Source organism: Streptosporangium sp. LJ11 (genome assembly GCF_051918945.1).
GTDB lineage: Bacteria > Actinomycetota > Actinomycetes > Streptosporangiales > Streptosporangiaceae > Streptosporangium.
The window spans coordinates 92,554-112,179 of sequence record NZ_JBPXMB010000020.1 but is presented as its reverse complement, the minus strand read 5'-3'; the positions used below and the strand labels follow the sequence as shown (position 1 = coordinate 112,179).

General features: G+C 70.9%; 12 protein-coding genes and 1 tRNA gene. 8 read left to right on the top strand and 5 right to left on the bottom strand.

Translation table 11 applies throughout. The features are described from left to right. The first annotated feature begins 330 nt into the window (after positions 1–330). Complete coding sequence (locus ACTOQ3_RS27945) at positions 331–1,260, top strand: hypothetical protein (protein WP_440086376.1); 930 nt, start codon at positions 331–333, stop codon at positions 1,258–1,260. Positions 1,261–1,459: 199 nt separating this feature from the next. Further along, positions 1,460–3,709, top strand: a complete 2,250-nt coding sequence (locus tag ACTOQ3_RS27940) for a hypothetical protein (protein ID WP_440086375.1) — start codon at positions 1,460–1,462, stop codon at positions 3,707–3,709. Between the two features lie 94 nt (positions 3,710–3,803). Here ACTOQ3_RS27940 and ACTOQ3_RS27935 read toward each other — a convergent pair whose 3' ends face one another. Continuing rightward, a complete protein-coding gene (locus ACTOQ3_RS27935) occupies positions 3,804–4,070 on the bottom strand; it encodes a hypothetical protein (protein ID WP_440069934.1) in 267 nt (88 codons plus the stop codon). Beyond that, entirely contained in the window at positions 4,067–4,738 is a 672-nt protein-coding gene (locus tag ACTOQ3_RS27930) for a GmrSD restriction endonuclease domain-containing protein (RefSeq protein WP_440086374.1), read from the bottom strand. The genes ACTOQ3_RS27935 and ACTOQ3_RS27930 overlap by 4 nt, the downstream gene beginning before the upstream one ends. A 356-nt stretch (positions 4,739–5,094) precedes the next feature. On the opposite strand from ACTOQ3_RS27930, the gene ACTOQ3_RS27925 reads away from it, so the two are divergent. Continuing rightward, positions 5,095–5,610: a BP74-related protein gene (locus ACTOQ3_RS27925; RefSeq protein ID WP_440086373.1), complete on the top strand. Its 516-nt coding sequence runs from the start codon at positions 5,095–5,097 to the stop codon at positions 5,608–5,610. A 93-nt stretch (positions 5,611–5,703) separates the two neighbouring features. On the opposite strand, the gene ACTOQ3_RS27920 is transcribed toward ACTOQ3_RS27925, so the two are convergent. Beyond that, positions 5,704–6,045 (bottom strand): hypothetical protein, encoded by a 342-nt coding sequence (locus ACTOQ3_RS27920; protein WP_440086372.1) that lies wholly within the window; start codon positions 6,043–6,045, stop codon positions 5,704–5,706. Between the two features lie 249 nt (positions 6,046–6,294). Between ACTOQ3_RS27920 and ACTOQ3_RS27915 the strand changes: the two genes are divergently transcribed. After that, positions 6,295–6,366: transfer RNA gene (locus ACTOQ3_RS27915), tRNA-Met, on the top strand. A gap of 68 nt (positions 6,367–6,434) precedes the next feature. On the opposite strand, the gene ACTOQ3_RS27910 is transcribed toward ACTOQ3_RS27915, so the two are convergent. Further along, on the bottom strand, positions 6,435–7,409 hold the full coding sequence (locus ACTOQ3_RS27910; protein WP_440086371.1) for an NAD(P)-dependent alcohol dehydrogenase: 975 nt from the start codon (positions 7,407–7,409) through the stop codon (positions 6,435–6,437). Positions 7,410–7,534: 125 nt separating this feature from the next. Continuing rightward, entirely contained in the window at positions 7,535–13,222 is a 5,688-nt protein-coding gene (locus tag ACTOQ3_RS27905) for a GH92 family glycosyl hydrolase (RefSeq protein WP_440086370.1), read from the bottom strand. Positions 13,223–13,732: 510 nt separating this feature from the next. On the opposite strand from ACTOQ3_RS27905, the gene ACTOQ3_RS27900 reads away from it, so the two are divergent. From ACTOQ3_RS27900 to ACTOQ3_RS27885, 4 genes are all read left to right on the top strand, one after another. Beyond that, positions 13,733–14,746, top strand: a complete 1,014-nt coding sequence (locus tag ACTOQ3_RS27900; protein WP_440086369.1) for a LacI family DNA-binding transcriptional regulator — start codon at positions 13,733–13,735, stop codon at positions 14,744–14,746. A gap of 744 nt (positions 14,747–15,490) precedes the next feature. Next, entirely contained in the window at positions 15,491–17,038 is a 1,548-nt protein-coding gene (gene mmsA, locus ACTOQ3_RS27895) for a multiple monosaccharide ABC transporter ATP-binding protein (protein ID WP_440086368.1), read from the top strand. A 5-nt stretch (positions 17,039–17,043) separates the two neighbouring features. Beyond that, positions 17,044–18,333, top strand: a complete 1,290-nt coding sequence (gene mmsB / locus ACTOQ3_RS27890) for a multiple monosaccharide ABC transporter permease (protein WP_440086367.1) — start codon at positions 17,044–17,046, stop codon at positions 18,331–18,333. A 66-nt stretch (positions 18,334–18,399) separates the two neighbouring features. Continuing rightward, positions 18,400–19,521, top strand: coding sequence for a substrate-binding domain-containing protein (locus ACTOQ3_RS27885; RefSeq protein ID WP_440086366.1), 1,122 nt, complete (start codon positions 18,400–18,402; stop codon positions 19,519–19,521). Positions 19,522–19,626: the final 105 nt, after the last annotated feature.

Sequence of the window (19,626 nt, the reverse complement as noted above, 5' to 3'; positions counted from 1 at the left end):
TTTCCGATTGGATCCGTAACTATCTATCAAAATGCCGCAAATGCAGCGGATCTGGCACACTGAAAGCCACCTTCTTCCCTCGCCAGTACCGCCCCTGCCCGCGCTGCACCAAGGGCGAGGTCAGGCACGGATTCGCCCCCAGGAAGTGAACCAGGAGGCAGACGTGAGGAATCTCCCGACGTTCGCGTCCGCCTCCCACGGGGAGACGGAACGCCGCCCGGTACCTGACGCGTACGCGGAAATCTCGTGAAAGGTCCCCGAGCCGGCGAGGCGCACGGCTCCTCCCCACCACCGTTCGAACCTTTCTCAGAGAATTGACGTTCCAGCATCGTGAGACTTCTCCGCAGTGTCCGCGTCGCCCTGGCCGTGATGGCGGTGTGCGCGGCGGCCACGCTGATCTCGCAGGCGGTGCGCGCACCGTCGTCCGTGCCCGCATCGTGCCCGGAACGCTGGGACGGCGACAGGCCAGGCGGATGGGTGCCCGCAGCCGCCGACCTCGACGGGGTCGGGGAGTCGCTCGTCCCCGGAGAGCCGGTCACGGCGATGATCTGCGCCTACCCGGGGCACAACGCGCGCCCGGGAGGGGAGCGGCTCGCCGGATCCCGGACCCTGACCGGCGATGCCGGGGCCATGGCCCGCGACCTGGACTACCTCCCGGTGACCACGGCCGATCCCGGCGGCCCGTGCACGCAGAAGGGCGGGGCGATGACCAACTACCTCATCAGGTTCGCCTATCCCCGCGGGGAGGCCCTGTGGGTGGGCAGCGCCGAGGAGGTCAACTCCTGCGTGACGACGACGAACGGCACCGTCGGCAGCCGCTCGTACGTCGGGCGGGACATCACCACCGCCTACCGGACCGGTACGTGGAGCCCCGCGCGGCCGGACGACCCCTGCCACGGGTTTCCCGGGCGCAGGGGCCAGAACGAGCGGATGGTGCCCGGCGAACCCGTCTCGGTCCTGGTCTGCGGGCAGGCCTCGTACGACAGGCCGTCTCCCCGGCTGGAACACGGCGGGCCGACGGCCGAGGCCCTGGCGGCGACGCTGAACTCCCTGGACACCCGGCCGAGCGAGAACGTGTGCCGCGGAGGCGGGGGCGCACAGGGCGACACCCTCCTTCTCCTGTTCGGCTACCCGGAAGGACCGCCCGCGGCCGTCCGGGTCCTGACCGACTGCGACCCCGGGGTCAACAACGGGCTGCTCCAGGCGAACCTCGACGCGAACGCCCGCGACCAGGTGAAACGGCTCGCGCCACCGGCCTAGGCAGCGACCTGGGCGGCGGCCGCAGCGCGCGGCGACGGGGACGCCCGCCACAGCGGGCGCGACGGCGGCCGGGGCGGCCCGCGTCCCCGTCGCCGCGTCGAGGCCACACCGCGAGCCCCCTGGGTAGGGTGGCCGGGCCGGTTCCCGCCGAGGAGCCGGCTCCCCCTGTTTCTCCTGGACCGACGGGAGGCCGCGCGGCGTGACCGTGATCGACGAGGTGACCCTGCTGCGGGCCTGCGTGGCGGGCCGGGTCCTGCGGGCTCGGGACGGCGAGGAGCTCGTCGTCGAGGGCCGCCTGATCCGTGAGCTGTGCCGGCGCGGCCGCGAGGAGATGGACCCGCGCGGGCCGGCGATCCAGGGCGCGAGAATCTGCGGCGACCTCGACCTGAGCGGGATGGAGGTGCCCTTCCCCCTGCGCTTCACCGGCTGCGTGTTCGACCGGCCCCTCCTGCTGGAGGGGGCCGACCTGCACCTGCTGGTGCTGGACGGCTGCGCGGTGCCGGGAATCCTGGCCAACGGGCTGCGGGTCCGCCGCGACCTGGACCTGTCCAGGTCGCACGTCACCGGCGACCTGTGGACCTCGGCCAGCACCTCCCGCAGCGCGGCCGTCTGGCTGTGCGAGTCGGAGATCGGCGGGCGCCTGATCTGCCTGGACACGGTCATCGACTCCGCGATGCGGGCGGTCCAGGCCGACCGGATGCGGGTCGGCGGGACGATCCGGCTGCTGCACGGCTTCGAGGCACGCGGCGGGATGCGGCTGCTGGGGGTTCAGGTGGCGGGCTCGCTGGACCTGACCGGTGCCCGGCTGACCCGTCCCGACCGCGGGCTGGCCTTGGACCTGGGCGACGCGCAGATCGGCGGCAGCGTCTTCCTCATCGGCGACCAGACGGGCCGTCGCCCGCTGATCCGCGGCCGCGTCGACCTGGGCAACGCCCGGATCTCCGGCCAGTTCCTGATCCGCGACGCCACCCTCGAGCCCACCGAGGCGATCAGCGGCGCCGGATACTCCAGCAGGCGCGACGGCGGGACTGCGATCAGCGCCCCCGGCCTCTTCGTGGGCGGGGATCTCAGCGTCGAGGGCGAGTGCCGGATCAGCGGCGGCGTGGACCTTTCGATGGGTTCCTTCAGCACCGTGCGGATCCACCGGGGGTGCGAGCTCACGGTCGGCGGAGGGCGCGCCCTCGACCTGACCAACGCCGAGGTGCGCTCCAACCTCCTCGTCGAGGAGGGGACGGCGGTCCAGGGCACGCTGCGCCTGGCGGGGGCGCACATCAAGGGCGGCCTCATTCTCCGGGGAACCCGGTGGAGCCTGCCGGAGAGGAACTCGCTCATCGCCGCCCAGGGCGTGGTCGTCGACAGCATGGTGGACCTGCGGGAGATGGAGGCCACCGGCGGCAGGTTGCGGTTCCGCTCCGCGACGATCGGCGGTGCCCTGGACGCCCACCACGCCCGGTTGCTCAACCCGGGCGCCGAGGCGCTCCTGCTCCAGCAAGCGGTGGTACGGGGGTCGATCCTGCTCAAGGAGGGCTTCACCGCCGAGGGCCGGGTGCTGCTGAACCGGTGCACGGTGGAGGGGCGGATCGACTGCGAGCGCGGCACCTTCGCCGGAGGGATCGAGGCGGTGTCGGCCACGGCGCGCGGCGGCATGCGCCTGCGCTGGGCCGAGGTCCCGCCGCTGGTGGACCTGACCGGCGCGTCCACCACGCTGCTCGCCGACGACCCGGCCGGGTGGCCGCGGAACTCGATGATCTCGGGATTCGTCTACGACCGCTTCGACGGCGCCTGGGACTGGCGGGCCCGTCGCGACTGGCTGCGCGGGATGGTCCCCTTCGACGTCGGCCCGTACGAGCAGGTGGCCAGGGTGTTCCGCCAGCACGGCCACGCCACGGAGGCCGAACGGCTGCTCATCGAGCAGCGCCGGCAGGCCAGGCGGGCGCCGTCGCCGGAGGGCCGGTCGCCGCGCCGGCTGGTCAGGAACGCCCGCGACCTGCTCTACGGGCTCACCGTCGGCTACGGCTACCGGCCGGGCCGGGTGCTGTGGCTGCTGGGCGCCCTGCTCGCCCTGGTGGGCGTCATGATGCTGAGCCCCGCGGTCCAGGAGACCCTGCGGGCCACCGATCCGCGCGGAAACGTCTACGCGGTGGACGGCAGGCTGGTCACCGTGGACGACGTGGCGGCGCCGGCCGACGGCACGGCGACCGCGGCGGGGCGCGGCGCCCGTCCCGGGCCGTGCGGGGACGGGCAGGTGCGCTGCTTCGACCCGCTGTTCTACACGGTGGACACCGTCGTGCCGCTCATCTCGCTGGGCCAGCGCGCGACGTGGTACCCCGAGACGCGCAGCCGGGCAGGAGCGCTGGCCTCGGCGCTGCTGAACGTGGCCGGCCTGCTGGGCTGGCTGCTGTCGACGGTCGTCGTGCTCTCCTTCGCCCGGCTCGCCAGACCGGCGTGAGCCCCGGCCCTGTCTCCATGGCCCTGTCCCCATGGCCCTGTCCCCGGCCCGGCCCCGGCGCGTGGCCGGGGCCGTCGAACCGGCCGGGACCGAATCAGCCGAGCCCGCCGGGCAGGCCCGCCTGGATGGCGGCCAGCACCGCCTCGTGCACCTCCTCGCCGGTGTGACCGGCCAGCGGGGCGGGACTGCCGGTCAGGGTGTACCACTCCTCCGCGCCGAGGTACTGCACCGCGACGTGGGCCTGGTCGTCGTGGACCTCGGTGCGTACGACCAGATCACCGGTGATGACCCCCGCCTCGTCGGTCATCACCCCGCCTGGCCCGGCGAGCACCTGGTTGTCGTAGTGTTCGCGGCCGGTCACTTACGGCCCTCGCCGGCCGGCTGGGGCCGGCAGGTGTCGAGCATCTCGGCGAGGGCGGCCTTCTCCTCGGCGGTGACGGTGAGGCGGTAGTGGTACTTCACATCCGCCCAGGCGCGGGCGTACATGCAGCGGGAGGCGGCGAGCGGCGGCTTCCACGACTCGGGCCCCTGGTCGCCCCTGCTCCTGTTCGACGCGGCGGAGACGGCGAGCAGCTGCGGCCGCTCCAGATCGTTGGCGAAGCCCTCGCGCTCGGCGTCGGTCCAGGTGTCGGCGCCGGAGCGCCAGGCGTTGGCCAGGGGCACGATGTGGCTGACATCGACGTCGTCGGCCGAGCTGAGGGTGCGCCCGTCGTAGGCCGAGTACCAGGAGCCAGACACCGCCCGGCAGGCGTCGTCGCGCTGCACGTTCTGGCCGTCGCGCGCCAGCACGGTCTCGCGCGCGTCACAGGCCGCGGCGCGCGTACTCCAGTGCGGGAAGCGGTCCCGGCTGTAGCCGGCCGTCGACCGCGGCTCCGCGACGGTCAGCAGGTTCAGCTCGGCGCGGGCGATCGGCGGGACTGACGGCTCGGGCAGCTTGGCCGCGGCGGCCGCCGGCCCGGCGAGGGTGACGAGGAGGGCGGGCAGGGCTGTGAGAGCGGCGGCCGTGTGGCGCCATTGTCGTGTCGGCATGTGCCACCACTACCAGCAGCGATCGCCGTGAGTGACGAGAAACGCCGTCGCCGCCACGGAGAGTGTTGGATCTGTGAGAGAACATTCCCTCCCCGCGGGGCCGGCCGGAGCCGCCGCGAGCGACGGCCGGGTGCGGCCGTGGGGGCTTTTCCGCCTCCTGCCCTCGATGGCACGAGTTCACGTCGGGGATCGGTGGATCACCAGGTCAACGGGGCCGGCGACGGCGGGAAAGTCCCGGCAAGAGGCGGAGATTTATTGATCAAGCACGGTGTGGGACCGGGCGATCGGCAGGAGAGGAGTCCTAGAAGAGCGTTGGAGCCGTGGCGGTCACGGCCCGCAGGGCCCAGGAGGAACCCGTGCGACACTTCTTCACCAGGACCGGCTGTCTGGCCGCCGTGGCGATGCTGGCCACCATGATGGCCACGCCCGCTCAGGCCGCGCCCACACCGCGCGCCTGCGCGACGCCCCTTTCCGTCCAGGCCGGCCCCGCCGGGACCGGTGCGCCCTCGCCGGCCGCCGTGACCGAGTCGGCCTACTTCACGATGACGACCGCCGGCTCCCGCGAGCCGCTCGTCATCAAGCTCACCGACCCCGGGAAGATCGAGCACGCCCGGCGGATCATCAGCGGCCAGGAGACCTCGAGGACGCACGTCATGGGCCGGATCATCAAGAGGCCGGCCCCGTACAACCCCGCCTACGGCTTCCACCTCGACCCGAACACGATCGACTTCTTCGAGATGGCCATCGAGGTCTGCGACGCGACGCTCTCCTACGTCGAGGACCACCTCGACGAGGCGTGCGGCGCCTTCCTGCCCGGCTGCTTCTTCTGTCCCTGGACTTCCAGGCTCGTCGCCGAGGTTCCCGCCCCCTGATTCGCGCCCGCCGGTTCCCGCGGCCGGTCGCCTGCGTCCCGTCGCGGGACCCGTCCCGCCGAGGGGCACGGCAAGGGACCCGGCGGGGCGCCGTCACATCTCCCGGTCGCGCGAGGTCGTGGGGACCAGCACCTTCTTCGCCCTCGCCATCAGCGTGAGAGCCACCACCACGAAGGCGAGCGCGAGCAGGGTGAAGGCGGTGAGCGACAGCTCGTCCGTCCAGCCCAGCAGCCGAGGCGACGCCGTCGAAACGGCGAAGAACGCGAAGAACAGCAGCGACCACGCGTACGGCCTCACCCGCAGGACCCTGCCCTGTCCGGAAAGCGCGCGCGGAGCCCGGCCCGTCACCAGCACGTGAACGCCGTGCGCGGCCATCACGCATCCGGCCGCCAAAAGGGCCCAGCTGAACGCGACCGACAGTGTGTGCACGTTCATCGGGATCGCACCTTCCTCGCCGCCGACGGTGAGCGGAAACGACATTTCCCCGCTCCGGCCGCCTGCCCCGCGAAAGGTGCGGCAAACCATCCGCCCGTACGGCGACGCGGGCCCGGCCCGCCTTTCCCGCGCCGGAGGGAGTTCTCCGCTCGGCCGTTTCCGGCTCGGCCCCGTTCACGCCGCCGTTCCCGGCCGCCCCGGAAAACGGGATGAGGTCGCCGAAGCCGGTCGGTATTCTCGTTTCATCAGGTCGGGATGGAGCAGTGGTAGCTCGGCGGGCTCATAATCCGTAGGTCGCAGGTTCGAATCCTGCTCCCGATACTCTCGACACGTGGTGGCCGCCGCTCCCGTGTGTTCGGTGGCCCGGGACGACAGGGCGGCTTCCGGCTCTAGCTGGAATGCTCGACGATGATCACAACATTTCCCGTTTTCTGGCCTGTCTCGACGTACCGGTGCGCCTCGACGATCTCGTCCAGTGGATATCGCCGGTCGATGACCGGTGTGAATTCGCCGGACTCGATCAGTCCCTTGAAATAGCGCGCCATCTCCGGGTCGTTCTGCTTCGGGATGGGAAACATGACCTTCCTGCCGCCGAACAGCGGGGTGACGAGCGCCAGAACCAGGTTCTGCGACAGGGTGCCCAGGTCCGACGCGAGATAGATCCCGCGCGGTTTCAGCAGCCGCCTGCACCGGCCGAACGAGCTCTTGCCGACCGCGTCGATGACGGCGTCGTACTTCCGCTCGTCCTTCGTGAAGTCCTCGGCCGTGTAGTCGACGACCCTGTCGGCCCCCAGTCCCCTGACCAGCTCGACGTTCCTCGTGTCGCAGACCGCGGTCACGGCGGCGCCGAGCCCCTTCAGGAGCTGGACCGCCGCCGAGCCGATCGCCCCGGTCGCCCCGTAGACGAGGACGTCCTGCCCGCTCCGGATCCTCGCCGTCCTGATGATCGTGAGGGCGTAGTGCGAACCCTCGGTGCTGGGAGCGGCCTCCGCGTAGGTCAGGCCCTCCGGAATGATCGCGAGCGCGCCGTCCTGGGGGATCGACATGTACTGGGCGTGGGCCCCGAACGAACGGTCGTTGTATCCGAACACCCTGTCACCGGCTTCGAAGGAGGTGACGCCGCCGCCCACCGTCTCGACTTCTCCCGCGAACTCGTTTCCGAGAATTCTCACCTTCGGCCTGACGAGCCCGGTGAAGAATCTCCAGATGAATGGCTTCGCCGCGCGTAACGCGCAGTCCGTGCGATTGACCGTCGTCGCGTGGACCTTGACGAGGATCTCGCCGTCCCCGACCGCAGGCTTCTCCGCCTCCGCGAAACGAACCACTTCCGGTGGGCCATATCTGGTGCGGACCGCAGCCTTCATGACTGAATTGTACCGATCATGTGGGGATCTGGCGGAAATCTCTCATTCAAAATCTCTCATTCGCCATCCGCCATCGCCGGTCGGCGGGCCGTGGACACGGCCCGCCGACCGGCGACCTCGGTGTCTCAGTCCTGGCCGGTGACCGTGAAGGTCAGCTCGACCCGGGTCTTCGAGCCGGTGCCGGCCAGCGTGACGCCGGCCGAACCCGGCTTCGCCGTCCCCGGCACGCTGACGGTCTCGCCGGAGACGACACCGTCGCCGTTCGCGCGCACGGTGGTGGAGGCGAGGCCGTCACCGAAGCCGATCGTGACCGCCTCGTTCGGCGCGAACCCGGAACCGTCGACGACGATCGCCGTGCCGCGCGGCCCGGAGGTGGTCGACAGCAGCACCTCCGGCCGGTACGTGCGCGCCACCGGCTCCTCGATCACCTGGACGGTCGCCGTCGCCGCCGTGTCCGAGGACGCGCCGACGGCGGTGACGGCGTACCGGCCGGGCCGCGCGTCGCCGGACGCCGTTATCGACGTCTGGACCTCTCCCTTCGCCGAGGCCACGACCGTCGCGCCGTCCGCCGGGCCCGCTCCGAGGCTGACGGTCACCCGCTCGCCGGCGGCGAACCCGCTTCCCTTGACGGTGACCGGGTCGCCGGCGGTGACGGGGGCGGACGCCGACACCGAGATCGACGGCTGCGCCCCGGCCCGCGTCACGGTCACGGTGAACGTCGTGGTGACGCTCGACAGCGTGTCCCACGCGGTGACGTGCACCGTGTAGGTGCCCTCACGCTCGTACGTGTGCTGACCGCTCATCGCGCCGGACGGGCCGACCGTGGCGTCGGCGGGAACCGTGCCGTCGCCCCACTGGACGCGGGCGCGGTGGCCCGCCGAGCCGGTGACGCCACCGGTCACCGAACCGAGGTCGGCCGACAGGGCCTGCCCGGCGACGGCCTTCTGGTCCTTGGCGGCGGTGCTCACCAGCGCGGCACCCGGCGTGCCGTCGTCGGCGACGGCGAACACGTGGATCCTGCCCGCCGAGCCCGGCTCGCCGGTCTGCGCCGGCAGGGTCACCGACACGAGCTTCCTGCCGTCCGGGATCCGGTACGGCGCGGTGGCGAACAGGAACGGCCGCGCGCTGTCCCGGCTCGTGCCGAGCAGCCGGTACGCGGTCCTGGCGACGACGATGTTGCCGTAGGACGGCGTGCCGTCGGGGTTGCCGCCCAGCGTCCAGTCGCTCATCTGGATCGGGATGTCGGCCGTGCCGCCGTCGTCGAAGGTGGCCCTGCCTGTGGTGCTCTGGTCGCCCTGCGTGCCGGCGCCGATGAACGAGATGCTCCTCGCGTCGTCCGGCAGGTTGAGCACGATCTTCTTGCCGTTGCCGGTCGCGTTGTCCGGCTGCCCGGCCGGGACCGCCGGCAGCGTGAAGCGCAGCGCCGTTCCGGGCACCTCGTGCCGCCGGCCCTGGGTCACGCCGGCCGCCTCGAGGGCCGCCCGCGAGTACGCCCACGACTTGGCGTCGCAGTCCGCCGCGAGGACGCCCTCGTCACCGATGCAGACGGTGTCGAACGCCGCGGCGAGACCGGACTCCGGCGCGTAGGCCACCTCGACGCCGACCGTTCCCGAGCCCTGGCCGGTGCCGTCGGTCACCGTGACGCTCGCCTGGTAGTGGCCCGGCTTGGCGTAGGTGTGCGAGCCGCTGACCTCGTACACGCTCCGCGAGCTCAGGGTCAGGGTGCCCTCGGTGACCGCTGAGCCGTCACCCCAGTCGACGGTGGCCCGGTAACCGCTCGCGGTGCCCCCGGTGACGGAGGCGAGTGTCACCGGCGCCTCGACGCCGGACGTGGCGTGCACGCCGCTCGCGGGGGTGACCGTGACGTCGCCGCCACCGAGCTGGATGTCGCCGCCGGCGAGCAGCTCGATCTCGGCGAGGTTCGTCCGCGCGCCTCCGACGGCCTTCGTCACGGCCAGGCGGAACTGCGCGAACCGTCCCGGGTGGTTGATCTTGAACGGCCGGGTGTGGTTGCGCCAGGAGAACACCTCGTCCTTGCGGGAGTCGACCGTGGTCCAGGTGATCCCGTCGTTGGAGCCCTGCAGCCGCCAGTCCGCCGGGTCGCCCGTGGTCGCCCCGGAGACCGGGCCCCCGGAGGCCGGGGCACCCTTCCTCTCCCCGGAGGCCGCCGGTGCGCCGGTGCTCGCACCGGAGGTGAGCGTGTAGTACACCGGCTTCTGCCTGCCGCCGCGGAAGGTCCAGCCGATCTGCGGCGTGCCGGAGGTGAAGGTCATCTGCGTGGTCGACGAGTCGTCGAACAGCTTCGACGCGTCCTGCCCGCCGCTCGCGGTCGCGGTGCCGAGACCGGGACCGGTGGTGTCCTGGAACGGCTTGGGCACCGTTCCGCCCTTGGTCAGCGACGGCGGCGCGTCCTTCTCGCCGTCGCCCCAGGACGACGGGTTCGGGCCCATCTCGAAGTCGATCGTGCCGCCGCGGGCGAGCCGGGAGGCGTCGACGGACACCTCGCGCTGCGTCTTGCCGTTGACCTTCACGCTCTGCACGTAGACGTTCCTCGTGCTGTTGTCCGGCGCGTTGACGACGATGTCGCCGCTCTCGCGGTGGACGGTCATCCGGGTGAACTGCGGCGAGCCGATGGCCCAGTTGGACGAGCCGGCCTGCAGCGGGTAGAGGCCCAGCGAGCTGAGGACGTGCCACGCCGACATCTCGCCGTTGTCCTCGTCGCCCAGGTAGCCCTGGCCGATCTCGCCGCCGACGTAGAGGCGCTGCAGGATCTCCCGCACGATCGCCTGTGTCTTCGCCGGCGCCCCGACGTAGTTGTACATGTACGGGATGTGGTGTGACGGCTGGTTGCTCATGCCGAGCTGGCCCATCCGCACCGCACGGGCTTCGAGCATCTCGTGGATCGTGCCGCCGTACCCGCCGGGCCTGTCGGCGTTCTCCGGGGTGGCGAAGAACTCGTCGAGCTTCTGCCGCAGCGCCGCCCGCCCGCCGTGCAGGTTGGCCAGTCCCTGGCCGTCCTGCTGCGCGGTGAACGCGAAGTTCCACCCGTTGGTCTCGGTGTAGACGCCGCCCCAGTCCAGCGGGTCGCCGGCGAGGAAGGTGCCGGCGGCGTCGCGGCCCCGGAAGAACTTCGTGCTCGTGTCGAAGAGGTTGACGTAGTTGCGGGCCCGCTGCAGGAAGTACTCCGACTCCTCCTTGAGCCCGTCGCGCCGCGATCTCGGGGTGGCCGGGTCCTTGGCCAGGGCCGCGCCCATGTTGCCGAGGCCGTAGTCGTTGATGAAGCCCTCCAGCGCCCACGACACCGACTCGCCGGTGGAGGTCGGCGTGTAGCCGAGGAACAGCGAGGCCTCGATGCCCTTGCGGCCGACCTCGCCGCGCCCGGACGCGACGGTCGCGTCCTTCACCGCCGAGTCGTACGCGCCGAGCGGGTCGGGCAGCTTGACGCCGTTGAGGTAGGCCTGGGCCAGCGAGACGTTCGCGCTGGTGCCGGTCATCAGGTCGGCGTAGCCGGGTGAGGACCAGCGGGCGACCCACCCGCCGTCGCGGTACTGCTGGACGAACCCGTCGGCGATCCTGGCCGCGACGTCGGGGTAGAGCAGCGAGTACGCGGGCCACACGGTGCGGTAGGTGTCCCAGAACCCGTTGTTGACGTAGATCTGCCCGTCGACGATCTTCGCGCCGGTCTGCGTGGCGGTCGACGTGCCGGTCGGCTCCGACACCGGGCTCGCGTACTGCCAGCGCGGGGCGGCGGCGGTGCCGGTGTTCTCCGACTGCGAGTTCGGGTACAGGTTCAGCCGGTACAGGTTCGAGTAGAGCGTCACCAGCTGCGTCTCGGTCGCGCCCCGCACCTCGACCCGGCCGAGCCGGTCCTTCCACTCCGCGGTGGCGGCGGCCTGAATCTGGTCGAAGCTCCTGCCGCCGACCTCCATGTCGAGGTTCCGGCGTGCCTGGTCGACCGAGAGGAACGACGTCGCGAGGCGCAGCGTCACCTGCCGCTTCCCGGAGGTGTCGAAGGTGGCGGACGTGGCGGAGGACTGCGTGGGCGCCCGGTCGAAGGTGCCGGAGACGAACATCCGGCTGCGACCGGCCGACTGGCCGCTTCCGTTGTCGACCCAGCCGGTGAACGTGCCGTCCGTGCCGATGGCGAACGTGCCGTTGTAGAAGACGAGGCTTCCGGTGGCCTGGCCGTCCGGGAAGGTGAACCGCATGATCCCGGCGTGGTCGGTGGGCGTCATCTCCGCGATCAGGCCGTTCCGCAGCGTGACCCGGTAGAGGTCCGGCCGCGCGATCTCGTCGTCGTGGCTGAAGGCGAGCGCCCGGCCGCCGGGCGCTCCGGTGAGCGGCCCGCCGGCCGGCACCGGCATGATCGACATCTGGTTGCGGTCGCCCATCCACGGGCTGGGCTCGTGCGAGATCGCGAGCCCCTCCATCATGGGGAGGTTGTCCGCGTTGTTGCCCCGCTGGTAGTCGTACTCCCACGAGTGGGACGTGGCGTTGGTGACCGGTGTGAAGAAGTTGAAGCCGTTCGGCACCGCGGTGATCGGCAGGTTGTTGCCGCGCGAGAACCCGCCCGTCGAGTTGGTCCCGCGCCGGGTGTCGACGTAGTCGGTCAGGCGGGAGCCGTCGATCGGCACCGGGACGCCCGTCAGGGTGACGTCGTCGAGCCAGCCCTGGAAGCGGGTCGAGGCGGTCGCCTGGGGGTCGTCGTAGGCGAGCAGGATCCGGTCGATCGTCTTGCCGTTCGCGACCGCCCCGATCTCGGACCGCACCGCGTTCCACTGGTCGGCGTAGAGCACCTTCGACGCGCCCTGCCCTGCGGCCGTGAGCGGGTAGCCGTGCTGGTCGACGGGCGAGCGGCCGCTCAGGTAGCTGCCGTCGGTGAAGTGCAGGTCGACGGCGACGTGGGTGGACGGGTACCGGGCGTCCTGACCGGTGAACTCGGGGAAGACCTTGTAGGACAGCCGGGTCTTCGGCCCGACCGGGATGTCGACGTCGAACAGCCTGTTGGTCGCGTACGAGCGGCCGGCCGCCTCGGCGCCGCCCGCGTAGCGCAGCGAGGCCGTCCCGGTGAATCCGGCCCGCGGCTTCATGGTGTGGCCGTTGACCGGACCGCCGCCGACGACGCTGACCATCGGGGTGACCGGCGGCCTGACATCCGAGCCGTCGCTGATGTTCCAGTCGGCGAGCTGGATGATCGAGTCACCGGAGTTCGCGGTGACGTTCAGCCGGTAGTGGTCGTAGGCGGTCGTGTTGGCGACGTCGTAGACGTTGGTGGCGAACCGCCCGCCGAAGCTCTGTCCCGTCCGCCTGTCCAGGTCGGTCCACGTGCCGCCGTCGTTCGACCCCTGCACGGTGAAGTCCCTGGGGTCGCGGCCCGGCGCGTCGTCCGCGGAGGTGAGCGAGTAGCGCACCACCACCGCGGGCTTGGCCAGCTTGTAGGTCACCCAGCCGGTCCGGGCGAACGCCAGCCACTTGGTCGACGGGCTGCCGTCCTTGAGGGTCGCGGCGGTCTCGTTCGGCGGGTTCTCGGCGCTCGCGGACACCGCGGTGACCTGGCCGAGCAGGCTGCCGGGCAGTCCGGTCGGGCTCGATCCGCTCAGGTTCGCCTGGATCGGCTCGCCGTTCGCACCGATCTCGACGGTGCTCGCCGCGGGTCGCGGGTCGGCCGGCTCGAACGAGGAGCCGAAGTCGCCGGGAGGGGCCGCGGCGCTCGCCGGGGGTGTGGCGACGAGCAGCCACACCGGCAGCAGCAGTGCCGCGGTCGCGGCGAACCGCCGCAGGGACAGGATGCGGGCGAAGGGGGGATGCGACATGGCGGGTGCCTTTTGACTCGTTGGGGGGTGTCGAGAGCGTCGGACGCCGGGGGCGAGACCCGCAGCCGCCGCAGCCGCCGCGGCCGATCGGCCGCGGCGGAGCGCGGGCGCGCCCGCCGGGCACGCGGGACGGCCCGCCGCACGCCGTCGCGGGCGTCGGGGTCGGGGTCGGTGCCGTCATCGGTGCCGGGACACGGGTCTCAGACCATGCGGGAAGCTCCATGGGGGACAGGAGGGGACGGTGGGTGCGCGGGGGGCGCACCCGGGTGTTGATCGCGGCCCAGCGTTTCCCTTGCGAGACAACGTTGTCAAGAGCCGATCGGGTAACCTCCCGGAAACCGTGCGTTCTCCCGGGTCGCCCGGCGGGGTCGGCCGGGCGGGGTGACGCGACCGGCGTCCGTGGTCGCCGGTCGTGCCCGGCCCCCGGCGGGGTCATCCGTGCGGTGACCAGGGCCGCAGGTCGGACAACGTTGTCACCAGGACGGACGGCGTGTCGGTATGGTTCGTGGCATGACCAGCGACGGCGGCCGTACGAGGCGGCCCACCATGGTGGACGTGGCGACCCGGGCCGGAGTGAGCCTGAAGACCGTCTCCCGGGTCGTGAACAACGCGCCCCACGTCCAGCCCGAGCTGGTCGAGCGAGTGCTCGCCGCCGTGGCCGAGCTGGGCTTCCGCCGCAACCACCTGGCCAGCTCGCTGCGCTCGGGGCAGACGACCGCCACGGTCGGGCTGCTGATCGAGGAGATCGCCAACCCGTTCTACGCGACGATCGCGGGAGCCGCCGCCGAGGTCGCCCGGCAACACGGCACGATGCTCATCATCGCCAGTTCCGAGGAGGATCCGGCACGCGAGCAGCAACTGCTGCGGGACATGTGCGCCCGCCGCGTCGACGGGCTGCTCGTGGTGCCGGCCGGCGACGACCACTCGTTCATGCGCGCCGAGGTCGAGCTCGGCACCCCGGTGGTCTTCCTCGACCGGCCGGCCGGCGGGCTGCTCGCCGACACGGTGCTGCTCGACAACCGCGGGGGCGCGCGGGCCGGGGTGCGCCGGCTCGTCGAGGCGGGCCACCGCCGGGTCGCCATCCTGCTCGACTCGATCGGCGTCTACACGATGCGCGAGCGGCTCGACGGCGCGCAGGACGCGCTGGCCCCGGCCGGCGCGCCGTACGACACCCGGCTGGTCCGTGACGGCGTCCGCGATCCGGCGGCGGCCGCCCGGGTCGTCTCCGAGCTGCTCGACCGGCCGGATCCGCCGACCGCCTTCTTCAGCCTGAACAACCGGATCACCCTCGGCGTGATCGAGGAGCTGCACCGGCGCGGCAGCGACGCCGCGGTGCTCGGGTTCGACGACTTCGACATGTCCAGCCTGGTGCCGCACCCGCTGACGGTGATCGCCTACGACACCCGCGAGCTGGCCAGGACCGCCGCCGAGCTGCTGTTCCGGCGGATCGGGGGAGACCGGTCGTGGCCGCGCACCGTGGTGCTTCCCACCGAACTGGTCGAGCGGGGCCTCCCGCCGCGCTGAGCTGCACTGAGCGGCACTGAGCGGCACAGAGCGGCACTGAGCGGCGCAGAGCCGGGTGACCGCGAGGAGCGACCGCGCCGGCACGGCCGGTCGCCCGCGGTCCGGCACGCGTCGCGCCCGCCGGGCCGGGGACCGCTCAAAGGATCATGCGCGGTAAAACTCCCCTAGCGTCACGGTACGTTACAAAATGGCCACATTGGGAGGGGGCCGATTGACACGCCTGTAACGCGGGTGGAGTCTCTACCCGCTGCCTGCCTGACAACGATGTCACGGCCGATCAGAGAGAATCCGGAATCGTTATGATCATTGACTTCTGCCTCCCACGGCGTCGTGTCCAGCCGGGAACCGCGCTCGGGCACGGCCGCACCCGCGGCGGACGCCCCCGGCGGACTTCTGTCACCGGCTCCCACGACGGGACGGCCGGGCTCGCTCCCTGACGGCGGCCGACCGCGGCACGCGACCACGTACGACCCGGGCGGCGGCACACGCCACCGCTCACCGGCGAGTCATGCGAAGAATGAATTAATTTAGATTCTGCGGAAAGCCCCTGTCCGCCAGATGTGGTTCAGGCCACAGCACGGCAAACGAACTGATGACGAACCTCCCGGAGGCAACCATGTCGGTGGTGACCTGGCGCGGTCCCCTGCAGCCGGACGCGCGCGGATCCCGCTGCCGGCCCAGAGACGGCGACGTCGCCGTTCCGAGACCGTGCCCGGCACGGGCCCGGACCCGGGCGGGCCGGTCATGAGCGACGCACCCGTCCTGCTGGAGATGCGTTCGATCACCAAGGAGTTCCCCGGGGTCAAGGCGCTCTCCGACGTCAACCTGGTGGTGCGGGCCGGCGAGATCCACGCGATCGCCGGGGAGAACGGCGCCGGCAAGTCCACCCTGATGAAGGTGCTCAGCGGGGTCCATCCGTACGGCACCTACTCCGGCGAGATCTTCTACCAGGGCACGGAGAGCCGGTTCTCCGACATCCGGGCCAGCGAGAACTCCGGCATCGTGATCATCCACCAGGAGCTCGCCCTGGTGCCCGGCATGTCCATCACCGAGAACATCTTCCTCGGCAACGAACCGGGCCGCGGCGGCGTGATCAACTGGAAGACCGCCAACCGCCAGGCCCTGGAGCTGATGGCCCGGGTCGGCCTGGAAGAGGACCCGGACACGCTGATCAAGGACATCGGCGTGGGCAAGCAGCAGCTCGTGGAGATCGCGAAGGCGTTCGCCAAGGACGTGAAGCTCCTCATCCTCGACGAGCCCACCGCCGCCCTGAACGAGGCCGACTCCCAGCACCTGCTGGACCTCCTCCGCGACTTCAAGCAGCGGGGCATCACCTCGATCATCATCTCCCACAAGCTCAACGAGATCGCGCAGATCGCCGACAGCATCACCATCCTGCGGGACGGCCGGACGATCGAGACCCTCGACATCAAGGCGGACGGCGTCGACGAGGACCGGATCGTCCGGGGCATGGTCGGCCGGGAGCTGCACAGCCGCTTCCCCGACCACACTCCCGAGATCGGCGAGGTCTTCTTCGAGGTGCGCGACTGGACGGTCCGGCACCCGATCTCCGCCGAGCGCCTGGTGGTCAAGAACTCCAGCTTCACCGTGCGCCGCGGCGAGATCGTCGGGTTCGCCGGCCTGATGGGCGCCGGGCGCACCGAGCTGGCGATGAGCATCTTCGGCCGCTCGTACGGCACCTACGTCTCCGGGAAGATCTTCAAGGACGGCCGGGAGATCGTGTTGAAGTCGGTGTCGGACGCCATCGCGCACGGCCTGGCGTACGTCAGCGAGGACCGCAAGTCGATCGGCCTGAACCTGCTCGACGACATCAAGACCTCGATGGTGTCGGCCAAGCTCTCCAAGGTCTCCACCCGCGGCGTGGTCGACCCGGTGCGGGAGCATCGGGCGGCCGAGGGCTACCGGACGAGCCTGCGGGTCAAGGCCCCCACCGTCGACGAGGGGGTCACCAAGCTCTCCGGCGGAAACCAGCAGAAGGTGGTGCTGGCGAAGTGGATGTTCACCGACCCCGACCTGCTCATTCTCGACGAGCCGACCCGGGGCATCGACGTGGGCGCCAAGTACGAGATCTACGGCATCATCCAGCGACTCGCCGACCAGGGGAAGGGCGTCATCGTCATCTCCTCGGAGCTCCCCGAGCTGATCGGCCTCTGTGACCGGATCTACACGGTGTTCGAGGGGACCATCACCGGCAACATCGACCGGCGAGACGCCGACCCCGAACTACTGATGAAGCAGATGACCTCAGCGAAGAAGGCACGTCGATCATGAGCCGCGTGAAAGAACTCCAGAAGTCCCTGTTCGGAGGGACGACCTCCAACGCCCGGCAGTTCGGGATGATCTTCACGCTGGTGGCGATCGTCCTGCTGTTCCAGGTCCTGACCGACGGCCTGACGCTGAACTCCGGCAACCTCATCTCGCTGGTGAGCCAGTACTCGTACATCCTGATCCTGGCCATCGGGATGCTGATGGTCATCGTCGCCGGGCACATCGACCTCTCCGTCGGCTCGATCGCCGCGTTCGTCGGCATCGTGGTCGCGAAGGTCATGCAGGACTACTCGGTGCCGTGGTTCCTCGCCATCCTGATCGGCCTGGCGGTCGGTGTCCTCATCGGCACCTGGCAGGGCTTCTGGGTGGCCTACGTCGGGGTGCCGGCATTCATCGTCACCCTGGCCAGCATGATGCTGTTCCGGGGCGGCAACCAGTACATCGGCAACGCCGACACCATCCCGGTGCCCGAGGGGTTCAGGATCATCGGTGCCGGCTTCCTGCCGGAGGTCGGCCCGGACACCGGGTACAACAACCTCACGCTCCTGCTCGGCCTGGTCGTCTGCGTGGCGATCGTGGTCCGGGAGTGGAGGGCCCGCCAGACCCGGCGGGAGATGGCGGCCGACGTCGCCCCGATGTGGATCTCGGCGATCCGGGTCGCCGTCCCGGTCGTCGTGGTGGTGTTCGCGACCCTGCAGTTCGCCGGCGGGCGGATCGGGACCAGCTTCCCGATCTCCGGGATCATCCTCGGCGTCCTGGTCGTGATCTACGCGTTCATCACCCGCAACACGGCGGGCGGCCGGCACATCTACGCGGTCGGCGGCAACGCCAGGGCCGCCGAGCTGTCCGGCGTCAAGCTCAGGCGGGTCAACTTCCTGGTGATGATGAACATGTCGGTCCTGGCGGCCCTGGCCGGCATGATCTTCGTTGCCCGTTCGGCCGCCTCGGGCCCGCAGGACGGCATCGGCTGGGAGCTGGACGCGATCGCCGCCGTCTTCATCGGCGGCGCGGCGGTCTCCGGCGGCCTCGGCACGATCAGCGGATCCATCGTCGGCGGCCTCGTCATGGCCGTGCTCAACAACGGCCTGCAGCTGATGGGCGTGGGCTCCGACCGGGTGCAGATCATCAAGGGCCTGGTCCTGCTGCTCGCCGTCGCGCTCGACGTCTACAACAAGAAGCAGGGGCGCTTCTCGGTCCTCGGATCGCTGACGCGCCCGTTCCGCCGGGAGACACCGGCCGGCCCGGCGTCCGGCGCCGAGCCGGACCAGGAACACGGCAAGAGTCCGGTGGCCGGCTAACCGGCCACCGTCGGCGGGGCGGGAGACCTCCGCCCCGTCCTCCTTTGAAGAAGGGCACCTCTGAAAATGCGCAATATCCTCGTCAGGGGCGTGGCGGCCGGGGCCATCGCGCTTCTGTCACTCACCGCCTGCGCCTCCGAGCGTTCGCAGACCCCCGCCGGCGGTACGGGCGCCTCCGCCGGCTCCAGCGAGGCCGCGAAGGGCTTCCCCGCCGACTCGCTGATCGGCGTCGCGCTGCCGTCGAAGACCTCGGAGAACTGGGTCCTGGCCGGTGGCCTGTTCACCGAGGGCCTGAAGGAGGCCGGCTTCAAGTCCGACGTCCAGTACGCCGGCTCCTCCACCACCGTCGCCGACCAGCAGGCGCAGATCTCGGCAATGGTCACCAAGGGCGCCAAGGTCATCGTCATCGGCGCGACCGACGCCGCGCAGCTGAGCACCCAGGTGGAGGCCGCCAAGGCGTCCGGCGCGACCGTCATCGCCTACGACCGGCTCATCAAGAACACCGACGCGGTCGACTACTACATCGCCTACGACAACTTCAAGGTCGGCCAGCTCCAGGGCCAGGCCCTGCTGGACGGCATGAAGGCGAAGAAGGCCGACGGCCCCTACACCATCGAGCTGTTCTCCGGCTCGTCGGACGACAACAACTCGGCGGTCTTCTTCGACGGCGCGATGGACGTGCTGAAGCCGAAGATCGACGACGGCAGCGTGGTGGTCGGCTCCGGCCAGACCGACGTCAAGCAGACCGCCACCGACGGCTGGAAGGCCGAGAACGCCCAGCGTCGCATGGACTCGCTGCTGACCTCCACCTACAGCAGCAAGACCCTGGACGGGGTGCTCTCCCCCAACGACACGCTGGCCCGCGCCATCATCACCTCGGTCAAGGGTGCCGGCAAGGACCTGCCCGTGGTGACCGGCCAGGACTCCGAGGTCGAGTCGGTCAAGTCGATCGTGGCCGGCGAGCAGTACTCGACGATCAACAAGGACACCCGCGAGCTGGTCAAGCAGACCATCCAGATGGCCAAGGACCTGCAGGCCGGCAAGGCCCCCCAGGTCAACGACACCAAGTCGTACGACAACGGGGTGAAGGTCGTCCCGTCGTACCTGCTCGAGCCGCTGATCGTGACCAAGGAGAACGTCGTGGAGGCGTACGCCAACGACCCCAAGCTGGCCCCGCTCACGAAGTAACGGCGCCCGGCTGGAGTCAGCCACACCCGTGGGTCCCCGGAAGCTTCACGACCGGGGGCCCACGGTCGTTTCCGGGCGGCCGAGGGCCGAGCGCGGCCGGACACG